The organism is Bradyrhizobium sp. SZCCT0153 (assembly GCF_018129995.1).
Taxonomy (GTDB): Bacteria; Pseudomonadota; Alphaproteobacteria; order Rhizobiales; family Xanthobacteraceae; genus Bradyrhizobium; species Bradyrhizobium japonicum_G.
The window spans coordinates 1,237,815-1,253,696 of record NZ_JAFCKS010000002.1 but is presented as its reverse complement, the minus strand read 5'-3'; the positions used below and the strand labels follow the sequence as shown (position 1 = coordinate 1,253,696).

13 protein-coding genes are annotated in these 15,882 nt (G+C 65.8%); 5 read left to right on the top strand and 8 right to left on the bottom strand.

The features are described from left to right. Positions 1-69: 69 nt before the first annotated feature. Positions 70-1,560: an MDR family MFS transporter gene (locus tag JQ572_RS13470; RefSeq protein ID WP_211383475.1), complete on the top strand. Its 1,491-nt coding sequence runs from the start codon at positions 70-72 to the stop codon at positions 1,558-1,560. A gap of 47 nt (positions 1,561-1,607) precedes the next feature. Here the strand turns inward: JQ572_RS13470 and JQ572_RS13465 are convergent, their stop codons facing one another. Both JQ572_RS13465 and JQ572_RS13460 read right to left on the bottom strand, forming a co-directional pair. Continuing rightward, entirely contained in the window at positions 1,608-2,294 is a 687-nt protein-coding gene (locus tag JQ572_RS13465; protein ID WP_211383474.1) for an RlmE family RNA methyltransferase, read from the bottom strand. Position 2,295: 1 nt separating this feature from the next. After that, complete coding sequence (locus JQ572_RS13460; RefSeq protein ID WP_211383473.1) at positions 2,296-3,369, bottom strand: Ppx/GppA phosphatase family protein; 1,074 nt, start codon at positions 3,367-3,369, stop codon at positions 2,296-2,298. A gap of 211 nt (positions 3,370-3,580) precedes the next feature. On the opposite strand from JQ572_RS13460, the gene JQ572_RS13455 reads away from it, so the two are divergent. After that, positions 3,581-5,950 (top strand): xanthine dehydrogenase family protein molybdopterin-binding subunit, encoded by a 2,370-nt coding sequence (locus JQ572_RS13455; protein WP_211383472.1) that lies wholly within the window; start codon positions 3,581-3,583, stop codon positions 5,948-5,950. A gap of 44 nt (positions 5,951-5,994) precedes the next feature. On the opposite strand, the gene JQ572_RS13450 is transcribed toward JQ572_RS13455, so the two are convergent. Next, positions 5,995-6,795: a hypothetical protein gene (locus JQ572_RS13450; RefSeq protein WP_211383471.1), complete on the bottom strand. Its 801-nt coding sequence runs from the start codon at positions 6,793-6,795 to the stop codon at positions 5,995-5,997. A gap of 106 nt (positions 6,796-6,901) precedes the next feature. Here JQ572_RS13450 and JQ572_RS13445 point away from each other — a divergent pair, with 106 nt between their 5' ends. From JQ572_RS13445 to JQ572_RS13435, 3 genes are read left to right on the top strand one after another with little or no spacing between them, the layout of a single operon-like run. After that, on the top strand, positions 6,902-7,405 hold the full coding sequence (locus tag JQ572_RS13445; RefSeq protein WP_211383470.1) for a YaiI/YqxD family protein: 504 nt from the start codon (positions 6,902-6,904) through the stop codon (positions 7,403-7,405). Between the two features lies 1 nt (position 7,406). Further along, positions 7,407-9,218: an ABC-F family ATP-binding cassette domain-containing protein gene (locus JQ572_RS13440; protein ID WP_211383469.1), complete on the top strand. Its 1,812-nt coding sequence runs from the start codon at positions 7,407-7,409 to the stop codon at positions 9,216-9,218. 3 nt (positions 9,219-9,221) lie between these two features. Continuing rightward, a complete protein-coding gene (locus JQ572_RS13435) occupies positions 9,222-10,301 on the top strand; it encodes a D-TA family PLP-dependent enzyme (protein WP_211383468.1) in 1,080 nt (359 codons plus the stop codon). 106 nt (positions 10,302-10,407) lie between these two features. Here the strand turns inward: JQ572_RS13435 and JQ572_RS13430 are convergent, their stop codons facing one another. The 5 genes from JQ572_RS13430 to mmsB all read right to left on the bottom strand — a co-directional run bounded on the left by JQ572_RS13430 (position 10,408) and on the right by mmsB (position 15,858). Then, the gene (locus JQ572_RS13430; protein WP_211383562.1) at positions 10,408-11,625 is read right to left on the bottom strand and encodes a BaiN/RdsA family NAD(P)/FAD-dependent oxidoreductase; all 1,218 of its coding nucleotides are present in this window, start codon (positions 11,623-11,625) and stop codon (positions 10,408-10,410) included. Next, positions 11,622-12,539, bottom strand: a complete 918-nt coding sequence (locus JQ572_RS13425; protein ID WP_211383467.1) for an SDR family NAD(P)-dependent oxidoreductase — start codon at positions 12,537-12,539, stop codon at positions 11,622-11,624. Before JQ572_RS13425 ends, JQ572_RS13430 begins: the two co-directional genes overlap by 4 nt. Before the next feature lie 230 nt (positions 12,540-12,769). Next, complete coding sequence (locus JQ572_RS13420; protein WP_211383466.1) at positions 12,770-13,249, bottom strand: MaoC family dehydratase; 480 nt, start codon at positions 13,247-13,249, stop codon at positions 12,770-12,772. Next, complete coding sequence (locus JQ572_RS13415; RefSeq protein ID WP_211383465.1) at positions 13,250-14,968, bottom strand: AMP-binding protein; 1,719 nt, start codon at positions 14,966-14,968, stop codon at positions 13,250-13,252. It lies immediately after the preceding gene. Next, on the bottom strand, positions 14,968-15,858 hold the full coding sequence (gene mmsB, locus JQ572_RS13410) for a 3-hydroxyisobutyrate dehydrogenase (protein WP_211383464.1): 891 nt from the start codon (positions 15,856-15,858) through the stop codon (positions 14,968-14,970). Before mmsB ends, JQ572_RS13415 begins: the two co-directional genes overlap by 1 nt. Positions 15,859-15,882: the final 24 nt, after the last annotated feature.

The following is a 15,882-nucleotide window of genomic DNA, read 5'->3' as shown; positions in this document are numbered from 1 at the left end:
GTCCCGGGTCAGTGGTGGTGATAAGCCGCAATTCTCGCCATTCCTCCTGCTCTCCATTAACAATCCGTCATGGTCGACAAGCAACGCATCATTCCGCTGATCGTGGCCACTGCTCTCTTTATGGAGAACATGGACTCGACGGTGATCGCCACCTCGCTGCCGGCGATCGCGGCCGACATCGGCACCAGCCCGCTGACGCTCAAGCTAGCGATCACCTCCTATCTGCTGTCGCTTGCAGTGTTCATCCCGGCGAGCGGCTGGACCGCCGACCGGTTTGGCGCGCGCATGGTGTTCGCGATTGCCGTCGGGGTGTTCATGGTCGGCTCGGTCGGCTGCGCGCTGTCGACCTCGGTCACCGATTTCGTGTTCGCGCGGATCCTGCAAGGCATGGGCGGGGCGATGATGACGCCGGTCGGGCGCCTCGTGCTGCTGCGCTCGGTCGACAAGAGCGCGCTGGTCAACGCCATGGCGTGGGTGACGGTCCCTGCCCTGATCGGCCCCGTGATCGGCCCCCCGCTCGGCGGCTTCATCACCACTTACGCGTCCTGGCACTGGATCTTCCTGATCAACATCCCGATCGGACTGCTCGGCATCTTCATGGCCTTGCGCTTCATCGATCCCATCAAGAGCGAAGAACGGGAGCCGTTCGATCTCTATGGCATGGTGCTGGCGGGCATGGGACTTGCCGGCATTGCGTTCGGCCTCTCGGTCGCCGGTCTCAACCTGCTGCCCTGGAGCACGGTCGCCGCGCTGGTCGTCGGCGGATCGATCTCGATGACGCTGTATGTCCTGCACGCCCGGCGGACGGGATCGCCGGTGCTGGACTTTTCCCTGCTGAAGCTGCCGACGCTGCGCGCGGCCATTTTCGGCGGTTTCATGTTCCGGCTTGGCATCGGCGCGCTGCCGTTCCTGCTGCCGCTCCTGATGCAGATCGGTTTCGGGCTGTCGCCGTTCAAATCCGGTCTCGTGACCTTTAGCTCCTCGCTCGGCGCCATGGGCATGAAGGCGCTGGCGGCGCGCCTCATCCGGACCTTCGGCTTCCGCAATCTGATGACGGTGAACGCGATCGTCAGCGCATTCTTCCTCGCCGCCTGTGCGCTGTTCACGGTGACGACCCCGCTGCTCATCATCATGATCATCCTGGTGGTCGGAGGCTTTTTCCGCTCGCTCGAGTTCACCGCGATCAACACGGTGGCCTATGCCGACGTCGAGCCCCCGCAGATGAGCCGCGCCACCACGCTCGTCAGCGTCAACCAGCAGCTCGCGGTCTCCGCCGGCGTCGCCGTCGGCGCAGCGTCGGTGGAGACGACGATGTGGTTCAGCCATGTCAGCGAGCTCAACGCGACGGTGTTCGCGCCGGCCTTCATCGTGGTCGCGCTGACCTCGGCGGCATCGAGCTGGTTCTTCTGGCAGATGCCCGATGATGCCGGCCACGAGATCTCCGGCCGCAAGGCGGTGGAGATCGCGAGCCGCAAGGGTGCCGCAAAGAGCGCGGCAAGTGCCGCCGTCAAAACCGCAACCGAGGATACCCAGGACGCCCGCGACCAGCGGCTGGGTTAGTCCCACCTCGTCGTCGCGAGAGCTCCTCGCAATGACGACGTTTGCGGCTACGTTTCCGCACCACCCCGAAATCCCGTCGCCAGCACGTAGCGCTCCGACGAATCCTGCCGGCTCGCGGCGGGCTTGACGTGACGCACCGTCGCAAAGTCGCGCTTGAGCTGGGCGAGCAGATCGGCGTCGGCGCCGCTCTGGAACGCTTTGGCCAGGAACGTCCCTCCGGGCTTGAGCACGTCGCAGGCGAAGGCGGCCGCGGTCTCGATCAGGCCGACGATGCGGAGCTGGTCGGTCTTGCGGTGACCGGTGGTGTTGGCGGCCATGTCGGACATCACAAAGTCGGCGCCGCCGCCGAGCATGGCCTTGAGCTTTTCCGGGGCGTCGTTGTCCATGAAGTCGAGCTGGGCGAACTCAACGCCGGCAATCTCGGGCATCTCCAGCAGGTCGATCGCGACGACCTTGCCTTTTCCATCGACCGAGCCGACGCGCTTGGCGGCGATCTGGCTCCAGCCGCCCGGCGCGGCGCCGAGATCGACCACCGCCATGCCGTGTTTCAGCAAACGATATTTGTCGTCGATCTCGAGCAGCTTGAAGGCGGCGCGCGAGCGATAGCCCAGCGACTTCGCCTTCACCACATAGGGGTCGTTGAGCTGCCGCTCCAGCCAGAGCTTCGACGACAATTTGCGCTTGCCGCCGGTCTTGACCTGGACATGCAAGCGGCCGGTGGTGTCTTTCGCCATCTCACCAGCTCCTGAGCGCGCCGTCCTCGCGCATCATCTCGACCAGCATGCCCTCGCGCAGGCCCCGGTCGGCGACGCGCAGGCGTGGCAGCGGAAAGGCGCGGCGGATCGCGTCGAGAATGGCGCAGCCGGCCAGAACGAGATCGGCGCGCTCGACGCTGATGCAGTTGTTGTTCGCGCGCTCCTCGTAACTCATGCCGAGCAGCTTGCTGATGGTCGCGGTGAGGTCGGAATCGTTCATCCAGACGCTGTCGATCCGGCGGCGGTCGTAGCGCGCGAGGTTGAGATGGATGCCGGCGAGCGTCGTCACCGTGCCCGAGGTGCCGAGCAGATGCATGTCGGCGAGATCGCCGCCATGCTGTTCGGCGAAGGGGGCGATGTGTTGGGCGACCTCGTGCTCCATCGCGGCATAGATCTCCGGCGTCACGTCACGGCCACCGAACTGCTCTGCGAGCGTGACCACGCCGAACGGGATCGACATCCAGGCCTTGATGCGCGGCTCCGGATTTGCGGCGTCCCGCTCGATCCGCACCAGCTCGGTCGAACCGCCGCCGATGTCGAACAGGATCGCGCCGCGCCCCCTCGGATCGACCAGCGGCGAGCAGCCGAGCACGGCGAGCGCAGCCTCGGTCTCGCGGTCGATCACCTCGAGCTCGATGCCGGTCTCGGCCGCGACGCGGCTGCGAAAACCCTCGGCGTTCGAGGCCGCGCGGCAGGCCTCGGTCGCGATCAGCCGCAGCCGCCGCGCCTTTCTCAAATTGATCTTGTCGCGGCAGATGCTGAGCGCGGCAATGGCGCGCTCGATCGCGGCCTCGCTGATGCACCCCGTCGCCGAGACGCCCTCGCCGAGCCGGATGATGCGCGAGAAGGAATCGACCACGCGAAAACCGTCTTGGGTCGGGCAGGCGATCAGGAGCCTGCAATTGTTGGTGCCGAGGTCCAGCGCCGCGTAGACGCCGGTTCCCGGCGCTAGCGCGGCGACGGCCGGTTCGGGGGCCAACGCCACCGCCGCCATCGACCCCTCGAGCTCACTGTGCGGCGCATGGCCGTCGCGGAGCCGCGTGTGGTCATTCATACAAACTTTCTTTCCGCGGCCCAAGGGGCCGATCTGGAATTGCTTTTTCGCCTGAAACATTAGCAGCGCGGCAGGTCTGCGCAACAACGCATCACATAGGACCATGCCCATTCGTGCGTTGTCGTGAACGGGGTGGTGGGTTATTTTTGGAGGGTCCGGTCCTCTAGGCGCCCCCCAAACCGCGCAATTGCCGGCTTTTCAGGTCAATTCCATGCAAGAACACACCAAATCGTCCACGCTCGAAAACGCTATTGCACTGCAAAAATATGGTGTCGGACAACCGGTCCGCCGCAAGGAGGACGACACGCTGGTGCGCGGCAAAGGCCGCTACACCGACGATTTCAACCTGCCGGGCCAGGCCCATGCCGCGATCGTCCGCTCGACCCATGCCCATGGGGTGATCCGCGGCATCGGCCTTGATGCCGCCAAGGCGATGCCGGGCGTGCTGGGGGTATGGACCGGGAAAGACCTCGATGCCGCCGGCTACGGTCCCTTCACCTGCGGCCTGCCGCTGAAGAACCGCGACGGCTCGCCCCTGCTCCAGACCAACCGCCAGCCGCTCACAACCGACAAGGTCCGCTTCGTCGGCGATCCCGTCGCCTTCGTGGTGGCGGATACCCTGGCCCAGGCGCGCGACGCGGCCGAGGCCGTCGAGCTCGATATCGAACCGCTGCCGGCGGTGACGGATCCCGAGGAAGCCGCCCAGCCCGGCGCGCCGCAGCTTTACGACCACATCCCGAACAATGTCGCGCTCGACTACCATTATGGCGACATGGACAAGGTGAACGCAGCCTTCGCCAGCGCCGCCCATGTCACCAGGATCGACATCGAGAACACCCGTGTCGCCGTGGTCTCGATGGAGCCGCGCGTCGGCCTTGCCTCCTACGACAAGAAGACCGAGCGCTACACCATCCAGATGCCGACGCAGGGCGTCGCGGGCAACCGCGCCAACCTCGCCAAGAACCTGAAGGTGCCGAACGAGAAGGTGCGCATCCTCACCGCCAATGTCGGTGGTTCCTTCGGCATGAAGAACGTCAACTATCCCGAATACATGTGCATCCTGTACGCGGCCAAGGAACTCGGCCGCCCGGTGAAGTGGCTGGACGAGCGCTCGACCGCCTTCCTCTCCGACAGCCACGGCCGCGCGCAGAAGATTCATGCCGAGCTGGCGCTCGATGCCGAGGGGCATTTCCTCGCGGCGAAGCTGTCGGGCTACGGCAATCTCGGAGCCTACATCACCGGCGTTGCGCCCGGCCCGCTTTCGCTCAACACCGGCAAGAACTTTTCCAGCGTCTACCGTACGCCGCTGATGGGCGTCGACATCAAGACGGTCTTGACCAACACCACGCTGATGGGCGCCTATCGCGGCGCCGGCCGGCCCGAGGCGAACTACTACATGGAGCGGCTGATCGACCGCGCCGCCGACGAGATGGGCATCAACCGGCTGACGCTGCGCAAGCGCAATTTCATCAAGCAGAGCCAGATGCCGTTCCCGGCCTCCTCCGGCGTCACCTATGACAGCGGCGACTTCCAGGCGGTGTTCAACAAGGCGCTCGACATCTCCGACCACGAGAATTTTGCCAAGCGCAAGAAGGAGAGCAAGAAGGCCGGCAAGCTGCGCGGCATCGCGGTCGGCTCCTACCTCGAGGTCACCGCGCCGCCGAGCCCCGAGCTCGGCAAGATCGTGTTCGATCCCGATGGCTCGGTGCAGCTCATCACCGGTACGCTCGATTACGGCCAGGGCCATGCCACGCCGTTCGCGCAGGTGCTGTGCGAGCAGTTAGGGGTGCCCTTCGACAGCGTCAAGCTGGTGCAGGGCGACAGCGACATCGTCCACACCGGCAACGGCACCGGCGGTTCGCGCTCGATCACCGCAAGCGGCATGGCGATCGTGGGCGCCGCCAAGCTCGTGATCGAAAAGGGCAAGCGCGCCGCCGCGCACATGCTGGAGGCCTCCGAGGCCGACATCGAATTCGAAGGCGGCAGCTTTACGATCGCCGGCACCGATCGCAGCATCGACATCATGGAACTCGCCAAGCGCATGCACGACGGCAAGATGCCGGAGGGCGTGCCCGACAGCCTCGACGTCGACCACACCAGCGAGCCGGTGCCCTCCGCCTTCCCGAACGGCTGCCACGTCGCCGAGGTCGAGATCGACCCGGACACCGGCGTCGTGCAGATCGTGCGCTACAGCGCGGTCAACGATTTCGGCACGGTGATCAATCCGCTGCTGGTCGCGGGCCAGCTCCATGGCGGCGTCGTCCAGGGAATCGGCCAGGCGCTGATGGAGCAAATCCGCTACGACGAGAGCGGCCAGCCGATCACGGGCTCGCTGATGGACTACGCGCTGCCGCGCGCCGAGGACGTGCCGAACATGACGGTAGGCGACCACCCGGTGCCGGCCACGACCAATCCGCTCGGCAGCAAGGGCTGCGGCGAAGCCGGCTGCGCCGGCAGCCTGTCGACGGTCGTGAACGCCGTGATCGACGCGCTCTCCGACTACGGCATCAAGCACATCGACATGCCGCTGACGCCCGAGCGCGTCTGGCGCGCGATCCAGGACGCGAAGGGGGCGGCGTAAGACTGCTATTCACCTCTCCCCGCAAGCGGGGCGAGGTGAGGAAACTACGCCGCCGCCTGCTCGCGCGGCTGGTAGATCGCGGTGTGCTGGCAATGCGCCAGCGGCGTCGTGCCGTTGGCGACGACCAGCGCGTCGAACTCGACGAAGCGGTGACCCTTCTTCTCGTAATTCGCCGTGACCCTGGCCCGCGCAGTGATCTCATCGCCGGTGCGCGCGGCTGACAGCAGCTGCATGCGGCTGCCGACATGGATCCACGGCCCCAGGATGGTGTTGTCCACCAGCACGCGGTTCATCACGCGCTGGATCAGGCCGGGATGGCCGAGCCCCTCGCGCGCGAAGATCGGATCGGTCTCCCTGATGTCGGCGAGATAGCCGGCCGCGTCCTGTCCGGCCCAGCGGCGCGGTGTCGTTCCGAACCATTTGCCAGTCTCGAACGTCGCCGGGCTGACCGGCTTGCGCTCGGCGATAGCGGGAACATCGACATAGTCGCTCAGCGAAACCACGGGCGCGACCGCCGGCAGCGACGCCGTCCCGGTGGCGCAGAGCTCAGTACGGCTGAACACTTCGATCGTGAGCAGGCCGTTGTGCTCGGTGGCGTCGACGTCGGCGGTCTCGCCGTCATAGACCGGCTTGATGAAGCGGGCCTCGACCAGCCCGCGCGTCAGGAAATCGCGGCCCCGGCGAGCCAGCGGCACGTGCATCATGTAGGCGAAGACGTCGACGCCCGGGACCAGTCCGCCGGAAAAGCCGAAGCGGCGCGCCACCCTGTCGTCATGCATCTTGTTTTCTGATTGTTTCGCGGTGTTGTAGGCCTCGACGCGCCAGGTTTCGAGCCGGTTCGGCATGGCTTGGCTTTCCCCAAATTCTTGTTGCTTCGGGCCGATCGTAGGCCCCAGGGAACACCGGTCAATCCCCTCGCCTTTGCGGCCCGAATGGGGTACCACGCGGCGAATGACCGACACGACCACCCGCATCTATGTCGACGCCGACGCCTGTCCGGTGAAGGACGAGATCTACCGCGTTGCCAGCCGCCACGGCGTGCCCGTGAGCGTGGTTGCCGGCAATTTCATCCGGGTGCCGCAGGACCCGATGATCGAGCGCATCGCCGCCGGTGCCGGCATGGACGCTGCCGACGACTGGATCGCCGAGCGGGCCAGGCCGGGCGACGTGGTCGTGACATCGGACATTCCGCTCGCCAGCCGCTGCGTGAAGGCGGGTGCCGACGTGATCGCGCCGAACGGAAAACCGTTCACGGAAGAATCGATCGGAATGACGCTGGCGGTCCGCAATTTGATGACGGATTTGCGCTCGGCCGGCGAAGTCACCGGCGGCCCGCGATCGTTCGCGCCACGCGACCGCTCGACGTTTCTCTCTGCGCTCGACCAGACGCTGCGCCGGATCCAGCGTCGCCGCGCCGATCAGGCCGCAACGAGCCAGAATTCGAGTCAAGGCTGACATGGCGCCGCCGCTGATCCAACTCAAGGACATCAAGCTCACCTTCGGTGGCACACCGTTGCTGAACGGCGTCGAACTCAACGTCGCGACTGGCGAGCGGGTCTGCCTGATCGGCCGCAACGGCTCGGGCAAGTCGACGCTGCTGAAGATCGCGGCCGGCATCGTCGAACCCGACGGCGGCACGCGGTTTGTCCAGCCCGGCGCGACCGTGCGCTATTTGCAGCAGGAGCCGGATTTCGGCGAACACAAGACCACGCTCGCCTATGTCGAGGCGGGCCTCGCGCCGGGTGACGATCCCTACCAGGCACGCTATCTGCTCGAGCAGCTAGAGCTCACCGGTAACGAAAACCCCGAAAACCTCTCCGGCGGCGAGGCGCGTCGCGCGGCGCTGGCGAGCGTATTGGCGCCCTCGCCCGACATCCTGCTGCTGGACGAGCCGACCAACCATCTCGACCTCTCCACCATCGAGTGGCTGGAAAAGGAGCTAGACAGCCGGCGCAGCGCGCTGGTGCTGATCAGCCATGACCGCCGCTTTCTCACCAATCTATCGCGCTCGACGGCGTGGCTCGATCGCGGCCGGATCAAGCAGATCGATCGCGGCTTTGCGTCGTTCGAGACCTGGCGCGACGAGGTGCTCGCCGAGGAAGAGCGCGACCAGCACAAGCTCGACCGCAAGATCGTCGACGAGGAGCACTGGCTGCGCTACGGCGTCTCCGGCCGGCGCAAGCGCAACGTCAAGCGGCTCGGCAATCTGCACGCGTTGCGCGACCAGCGGCGCAATTATCGCGGCACCGCAGGCAGTGCCAGTCTCGCCGCCGCCGAGGCCGAGCAATCCGGCAAGCTGGTGATCGAGGCGAAGGGCGTCACGAAAGCCTATGGCGAGCGCAAGATCGTCGAGAATTTTTCGACCCGCATCCAGCGCGGCGACCGGCTCGGCATCATCGGACCGAACGGCGCCGGCAAGACCACGCTGGTCAATCTTTTGACCGGCGGCGCACAGCCCGACTCCGGCACCATTCGGCTCGGCGCCAATCTTGAGATAGCGACCCTCGACCAGCACCGCGAAAGCCTCGATCCCAAATCGACGCTGGCCGAAGCGCTCACCGGCGGCCGCGGCGACCAGATCATGGTCGGCGGCAAGCCGAAGCATGTCGTCGGCTACATGAAGGACTTCCTGTTCGCACAGGAGCAACGCGGCACGCCGGTCGAGGTGCTCTCGGGCGGCGAGCGCGGCCGGCTGATGCTGGCGCGCGCGCTGGCGAAACCGTCGAACCTTCTGGTGCTGGACGAGCCGACCAACGATCTCGATCTCGAAACACTCGACGTGCTCGAAGACATGCTCGGCGACTACGAGGGCACCGTGATCCTGATCAGCCACGACCGCGACTTCCTCGACCGTGTCGTCACCTCGGTGTTCGCGCCTGAGGGTAGCGGCAAATGGACCGAATATGCCGGCGGCTACAGCGACATGCTCGCGCAGCGCGGCGCTGACCTCAAGCGCGAGACGGCGAAGGCGCAAGCCCCGGCGGAGAAGAAAGAGGATCGGCTCGCAGCACCCGCCTCTGCGCCCAAGCGGCGCTTGAGCTTCAACGAGAAGCACGCGCTGGAAACGCTGCCGAAGATGATGGAAAAATTGCAGGCCGATATTGCAAAATTGCAGCGGGTGCTCGACGATCCAAACTTGTACGCCAAGGATCGCAAAAAATTCGACGACACGTCCGCCGCCATCGCCAAGGCGCATGACGAAATGTCCGCCGCGGAAGAGCGCTGGCTCGAACTAGAGATGCTTCGCGAAGAAATTGAACAGGCCTGACCCATGACAACTCCCCTCGCCGCAAAGATCGCCCGCGAATACGGCACGCCCTGCGCCGTCATCGACATGGACAAGGTCGAGCGCAACATCGCGCGGATCCAGAAGGCCTGCGACGACGCCGGCGTCGCGAGCCGACCCCACATCAAGACGCACAAGAATCCGACGATCGCGAAGATGCAGGTCGCGGCCGGCGCCAAGGGCATCACCTGCCAGAAGCTCGGCGAGGCCGAGATCATGGCCAATGCCGGCATCGACGACATCCTGATCAGCTACAATCTCCTCGGCGAAGAGAAGATGGCGCGGCTCGGCGCGCTGCAGGCCAGGGCCAACATGACGGTGGCCGCGGACAATTCGACGGTCGTCGCCGGCTTGCCCAGGGCCGCGGCGGCGTCGGGCCGTCCGCTCTCGGTCGTGGTCGAATGCGATACGGGACGCAAGCGCGCCGGCGTAGAGACCCCAACGCAGGCGATTGCGCTGGCGCGCGAGATCGCTGCGTCCAAGGGGCTGCACTTCGCGGGATTCATGCTCTATCCGACCGAGACCGGCTGGGCCGACGCCCAAAAGTTCTACGACGAGGCGCTGGCCGGCGTGCGCGCACACGGGCTGGACGCCAAGATCGTCTCCACCGGAGGCACGCCGAACCTGAAGAATCTCGGCAAGCTCAATGGCGGCACCGAGCATCGCTTCGGGACCTATATCTATAACGACCGCATGCAGGTCGCCGCCGGCGTCGCCACCTGGGACGACTGCGCGCTGCATATCTATTCAACCGTGGTGAGCCGCGCCGCGCCCGAGCGCGGCATTCTCGACGCCGGCTCCAAGACGCTGACATCCGACACCGGCGGGCTCGACGGCCACGGCCTGATCCTAGAGCATCCCGAAGCCAAGATCGCGCGCTTCGCCGAGGAGCACGGTTTTCTCGACCTCTCCCGCAGCAACACCAGGCCCAATGTCGGCGACGTCGTCCGCATCGTTCCCAACCATGTCTGCGTCGTCGTCAACATGATGGACGAAGTCGTGATGGTGCGCGGAGAAGAGATCATCGGCACGCTGCCGGTGGCGGCGCGCGGGAAATTGCGGTAGGCGCGGCCTCCTCAATCGTTATTGCGAGGAACGAAGCGATGAAGCAATCCAGATTGTCACCGCGGAAAGACTCTGGATTGCTGCGCTGCGCTCGCAATGACGGCAGTTAGCACTTCAGCCACTCCAGCACGCCCCTGCCCGCGGCAGCTCCCGTCGCGAACGATGCCTGGAGCAGATAGCCGCCGGTCGGCGCTTCCCAGTCCAGCATCTCGCCGGCGGCGAATACGCCTGGCAATTTGCGCAGCATGAAGCGTTGGTCGAGCTCATCGAAGGCAATCCCGCCTGCGGTCGAGATCGCGCGATCGATCGGGGCAACGCCGGTGAGCTGAACCGGAATTGCATTGATCAGATGGGCGAGATCGGCCGGCGAGAACGATGCCAGCGGCCGGCCGGATGCAATGGCGGCCTCCTGCATCAGGCCGATGCCGACCGGCGACACTTGCGCCGCCTTGCGCAGGAAGTTCGCGAGCGATTGCTTGCCGCGCGTGCCCGACAGTCGCTTGGTCAGCGCGGCAGCGTCGAGGTCGGGCCGGAGTGCGATCGTCAGCGTCGCCTGCCCGAGACCCAGCACCGCCTCACGCAGCTCCGCCGACAGCGCGTAGATCGCGCCACCTTCGATGCCGTTGCGCGTGATCATGGCTTCGCCGCGCACCGCGTGTGCACGAACAGTCAGCGCCACGCCCTTGAGCGGCTGGCCCTCGAAACGATCGCGGAACAATTCGGACCATGCGACGGTGAAGCCGGAATTCGCCGGCCGCAGTTTTGAGACGGCAATGCCTTTTGCTGCGAGGACACCGACCCAGCTGCCGTCCGAGCCGAGCCGCGGCCAGCTTGCGCCGCCGAGCGCGAACACGGCGGCATCGGCCGCGATGGCAAGCGCGCCCTCAGGCGTTTGAAACTGTAGCCGCCCCTCATCATCCCATCCGGTCCAGCGGTGCCGAAAGGCAAACCTTACGCCGCCAGCATCGAGACGCCGCAGCCAGGCCCGCAGCAAGGGCGAGGCCTTGAAAGCCTTCGGAAACACGCGCCCGCTGCTGCCGACGAAAGTCGGCTCGCCAAGGGCCTCGCTCCAGGCGCGCAGCGCATCCGGTGAAAATGCGTCGATCGCAGCTTGCAGCCTTGGCGCGGCCTCACGGTAGCGCGCCATGAACTGCGGCAGCGGCTCGCTGTGGGTGAGGTTGAGCCCGCCCCGGCCCGCCATCAGGAATTTGCGGCCCGCGGACGGCATCGCATCGTGCACGGTGACGCGGGCGCCGCCTTGCGCCAGCACCTCCGCCGCCATCAAGCCAGCGGGGCCGGCGCCGATGACGGCGACGGCCGTCAGAGCTTTACCCCGGCTCGCGCTGCAGCCTGCGCCACATATTTCTGCGTCTGCTCGAACGCCCCTTGCAGCGCCCTCGCCTTCGACATGTCGCTGATCTCGGCAAAATGCGCCGCGATCGCATCCGGCGTCCACTCGGCCTCGGGCAGGTTGATACCTTCGCTCTCCAATATCTTGATCACGGCGAAGGAGCCGGCACCGGCGCCCATGATGGTGCGGGTCGGCGCGTCCTCGCTGAGCATGTACTCGACCGCGGGCGTGATCGCGTTCGGCTTCATCAATTGCAGTGCCTGCGGCGGCAGCAGTTCCTCGGTCATGCGGGTCGCCGCCGTCGGCGAGATGATGTTGACTCGGATGTTGATCTTGCGGCCTTCTTCCGCCAGCACGTTCATCAGGCCGACCATGCCGGACTTGGCCGCGCCGTAATTGGCCTGGCCGAAATTGCCGTAGAGGCCGGAGGACGACGTCGTCAGCACGATGCGGCCGTAGTTGCGGTCGCGCATGCCGGCCCAAACCGCCTTGCAGCAGTAGAAAGTGCCGACGAGGTGCACATCGAGCACCTTCTGGAAGTCGGCGGCTTCCATCTTGCCGAACGACTTGTCGCGCAGGATGCCGGCGTTGGCGCACATCAGATCGACGCTGCCCCACTCCCTGGTGGCGCGCTCGACCATGGCCGTGACCTGCTCGAAATTGGAGACGTCGGCGCCGTCGGCCATCGCGGTGCCGCCGGTTTTACGGATCTCCTCGACCACGGTCTCCGCTGGCGACAGCGAGCCGCCGCTGCCGTCACGCGCGCCGCCGAAATCATTCACAACCACCTTGGCGCCGCGGCTGGCCAATCCCAGCGCATGCGCGCGTCCCAGGCCATTGCCCGCGCCGGTGACGATGGCGACGCGTCCGTCGAACCTGATTGCCATGAGTAAAGTCCTGTTCTTCCCTTTCCTTCTCCCCGTGTGGGAGAAGGTGGCGCGAAGCGCCGGATGAGGGGTCTCTCTCCAAAGATGTGCTCGCGGAGAGAGACCCCTCACCCGCCTCGCGTTCCCCGAGGCACCCTCTCCCACAAGGGGAGAGGGTACGAGCGCACCAATTTGGACAGCTTTTGAGCAGCGATGGGTTGCCGGGTCAAGCCCGGCAACGACGCCTCAGGTCAGGCAAAATAGATCAACCCGAGCCAGTCTGCGACCAGCGCGGGCTTGTCCTCGCCCTCGATCTCCACCGTCACGTTGGTGCGGGACTGCAATTCGTTCGGCTTGCGGAGCTTGCCTTCCGTCAGAACGAAACGGCCGCGGACGCGCTTGCCCGAGCGCACCGGAGAGATGAAGCGCAGCTTGTCGAAACCGTAATTGACGCCCATCGTGGTGCCGGCGATCACGGGCATCACCTCATAGGACATTATCGACAGCAGCGACATCGTGAGGAAGCCGTGCGCGATGGTGGTGCCGAAGGCGGTCTCCTTCCCGGCTCGCTCAGGGTCGACGTGAATGAACTGGTGATCCTCGATCACGTCGGCATAGGTGTCGATGCGGGGCTGGTCGATCAGGTGCCACGACGATACGCCGATCTCCGTGCCGACCATGCCCTGATAGGCATCCAGCGTAATCGGCGGCTTCTTCCAGACTTCGTTCACTTAGGTCTCACTCCGTGTCTTCGGCAGCTCCGGAAAGTCCTCTTCGCGGAATTCCCGGCCGCGCAGGGGATCGCTGCGGTCGTCCTCGCGCTCTAGCCGCCGGAGCTGAACGCGGCGGATCTTCCCCGAGATCGTTTTCGGCAACTCGGTGACGATTTCGAGGCGGCGGATGCGCTTGAACGGCGCAAGGCGCGTATGCAAATGTTGGAAGATCGACAGCGCCGTCGCCGGCGAGCGCTCGGCGCCCGAAATCAGCAGCACGAAGGCTTTGGGGATCGCGAGCCGGATCGGGTCCGGGCTCGGCACCACGGCGGCTTCCGCAACGAGCTCGTGCTCCAGCAGCACGCTCTCCAGCTCGAACGGGCTGATGCGGTAGTCCGATGACTTGAACACGTCGTCGGAACGGCCGACAAAGGTGAGATAGCCGTCGTCGTCCGCAAAGACGACATCGCCGCTACGATAGAGATCGCCTTCCGCGCCGGAAAGCTTGCCGTCGTCGCCCTGATACCCCTGCATCAGGCCGGCGGGGCGGTTCGCGCCGAGCACCAGAGCCACCTCGCCCTCCTTGGCCGGATAGCCGTCGGCATCGCTCACCTGCACGCGATAGCCCGGCAGCGGCCGGCCCATCGAACCGACCTTGATCGTCTGGCCCGGCGAGTTACCAGCGAGCGCAGTGGTTTCCGTCTGGCCATAGCCGTCGCGGATGGTGAGACCCCAGGCGGCCTGCACCTGGTCGATCACTTCGGGATTGAGCGGCTCGCCCGCGCCGCAGACCTCGCGCAAGCTCACCTTGAACGCAGCGAGATTCTCCTGGATGAACAACCGCCACACGGTCGGCGGCGCGCACAGCGTGGTGACGCCGCAGCGGCCGATGGTGGCGAGCAGGCCCTTGGCGTCGAAACGCGGCTGGTTGACCACGAACACGGTGGCGCCCGCATTCCACGGTGCGAAGAAGCAGCTCCAGGCGTGCTTGGCCCAGCCGGGCGAGGAGATGTTGAGGTGGACGTCGCCGGGCTTCAACCCGATCCAGTACATGGTCGAGAGATGCCCGACCGGATAGCTGCGCTGGCTGTGCCGCACGAGCTTTGGTTTAGCAGTGGTGCCCGAGGTGAAATAGAGCAGCATCGGATCGTCGGCGTTGGTTGGGCCATCCGGCGCAAAACTCTCCGACGCTTTTGCGGCGTCATCGTAGGCAAGCCAGCCATCGGACGACGCGCCGACCACGACGCGGACGACATTCTCCACGCCAAGGCTTGCGAATTTCGCGACCTGATCTTCGGCGGCCACGACCGCTTTCGCCTTGCCGCGATCGAGCCGGTCGCGGAGTTCATCGGCGGTGAGCAGCGTCGTGGCCGGGATTACGACGACGCCGAGCTTCATCGCCGCCAGCATCGTCTCCCACAGCGGAACCACATTGCCGAGCAGCAGCAGCAGATGATCACCGCGCTTGAGGCCGTGCGCGCGGAGGAAATTCGCGACCTGGTTTGAGCGCTTCGAAAGCGCCGCGAAGGTCAGTTTTGTCTGCTTGTCCTGCGCGGCATCGACGATCCAGAGCGCGGGCCGATCCTTGCTCTCCGCGTTCGCCGCCAGCTCGGCATCGAACCAGTCGAGCGCCCAGTTGAAGGGAACCGGATCGGGCCAGCGGAAGCCCCTGACCGCTGTTTCGTAATCCGTGCGGTTATGAAGCAGAAACGCGCGTGCTTCCTGAAATGTCGTCATCAAGCTTTCCCGGCTAGCCCCCTAACGTGCTTGATAATTCCGGAAAAATCCACCCCGCCTTGGCCAGCCTTGTCGAAGGCCTGGTAGATTTCCTGCGCATGCTGGCCGAGCGGCGTTGCAGCGCCCGCGGCCTTGGCGGCGTCCTGCGCCAGCGTCAGATCCTTTACCATCAGCGCCGAGGCAAAGCCCGGCTTGTAGTCGTTGTTGGCGGGCGAAGTCGGCACCGGGCCCGGGACCGGGCAATAGGTCGTCAGCGACCAGCACTGGCCCGACGAGGTCGATGCGACGTCGAACAAGGCCTGATGCGAGAGCCCGAGCTTTTCACCGAGCGCGAACGCCTCGCTCACCGCGATCATGGAAATGCCGAGGATCATGTTGTTGCAGATCTTTGCCGCCTGGCCCGCGCCGGCGCCGCCGCAATGCACGATCTTCTTGCCCATCTTCTCCAGCACCGGCTTGGCCGCCGCGAACGCGCCTTCCTCGCCACCGCACATAAAGGTGAGCGTCGCGCCCTTGGCGCCGCCGGTGCCGCCGGACACCGGCGCGTCGACCGAGAGCACGCCGTGCTTGCCGGCGAGCGCATGCGCCTGCCGGGCGCTCTCGACGTCGATGGTGGATGAGTCGATGATCAGCGCGCCCTTCGCCATGGCGGGCAAGACCTCGTTCCAGACGCCGAGCACGTGCTTGCCGGCCGGCAGCATGGTGACGACGACGTCGGCACCCTTTACCGCGCCCGCAGCGCTGTCGGCGATGCCAGCGCCGTCGGCCTTGGCTTGCGCGCGCGAGGCTTCGACGAGGTCGAACGCCACCACCTTGTGGCCGGCCTTGACCAGATTGGCGGCCATCGGGCCACCCATGTTGCCGAGACCGATGAATGCGATCGTGGCCATTGTCGTTCCTCCGCTTGAGACTGT

Coding starts and splice junctions, on each gene's coding strand:
- JQ572_RS13455 (WP_211383472.1), top strand. CDS start 3,581: ATGCAAGAACACACCAAATCGTCCACGCTCGAAAACGCTATTGCACTG.
- JQ572_RS13425 (WP_211383467.1), bottom strand. CDS start 12,539: ATGGCAATCAGGTTCGACGGACGCGTCGCCATCGTCACCGGCGCGGGC.
- JQ572_RS13460 (WP_211383473.1), bottom strand. CDS start 3,369: ATGAATGACCACACGCGGCTCCGCGACGGCCATGCGCCGCACAGTGAG.
- JQ572_RS13415 (WP_211383465.1), bottom strand. CDS start 14,968: ATGACGACATTTCAGGAAGCACGCGCGTTTCTGCTTCATAACCGCACG.
- JQ572_RS13445 (WP_211383470.1), top strand. CDS start 6,902: ATGACCGACACGACCACCCGCATCTATGTCGACGCCGACGCCTGTCCG.
- mmsB (WP_211383464.1), bottom strand. CDS start 15,858: ATGGCCACGATCGCATTCATCGGTCTCGGCAACATGGGTGGCCCGATG.
- JQ572_RS13450 (WP_211383471.1), bottom strand. CDS start 6,795: ATGCCGAACCGGCTCGAAACCTGGCGCGTCGAGGCCTACAACACCGCG.
- JQ572_RS13435 (WP_211383468.1), top strand. CDS start 9,222: ATGACAACTCCCCTCGCCGCAAAGATCGCCCGCGAATACGGCACGCCC.
- JQ572_RS13440 (WP_211383469.1), top strand. CDS start 7,407: ATGGCGCCGCCGCTGATCCAACTCAAGGACATCAAGCTCACCTTCGGT.
- JQ572_RS13470 (WP_211383475.1), top strand. CDS start 70: ATGGTCGACAAGCAACGCATCATTCCGCTGATCGTGGCCACTGCTCTC.
- JQ572_RS13465 (WP_211383474.1), bottom strand. CDS start 2,294: ATGGCGAAAGACACCACCGGCCGCTTGCATGTCCAGGTCAAGACCGGC.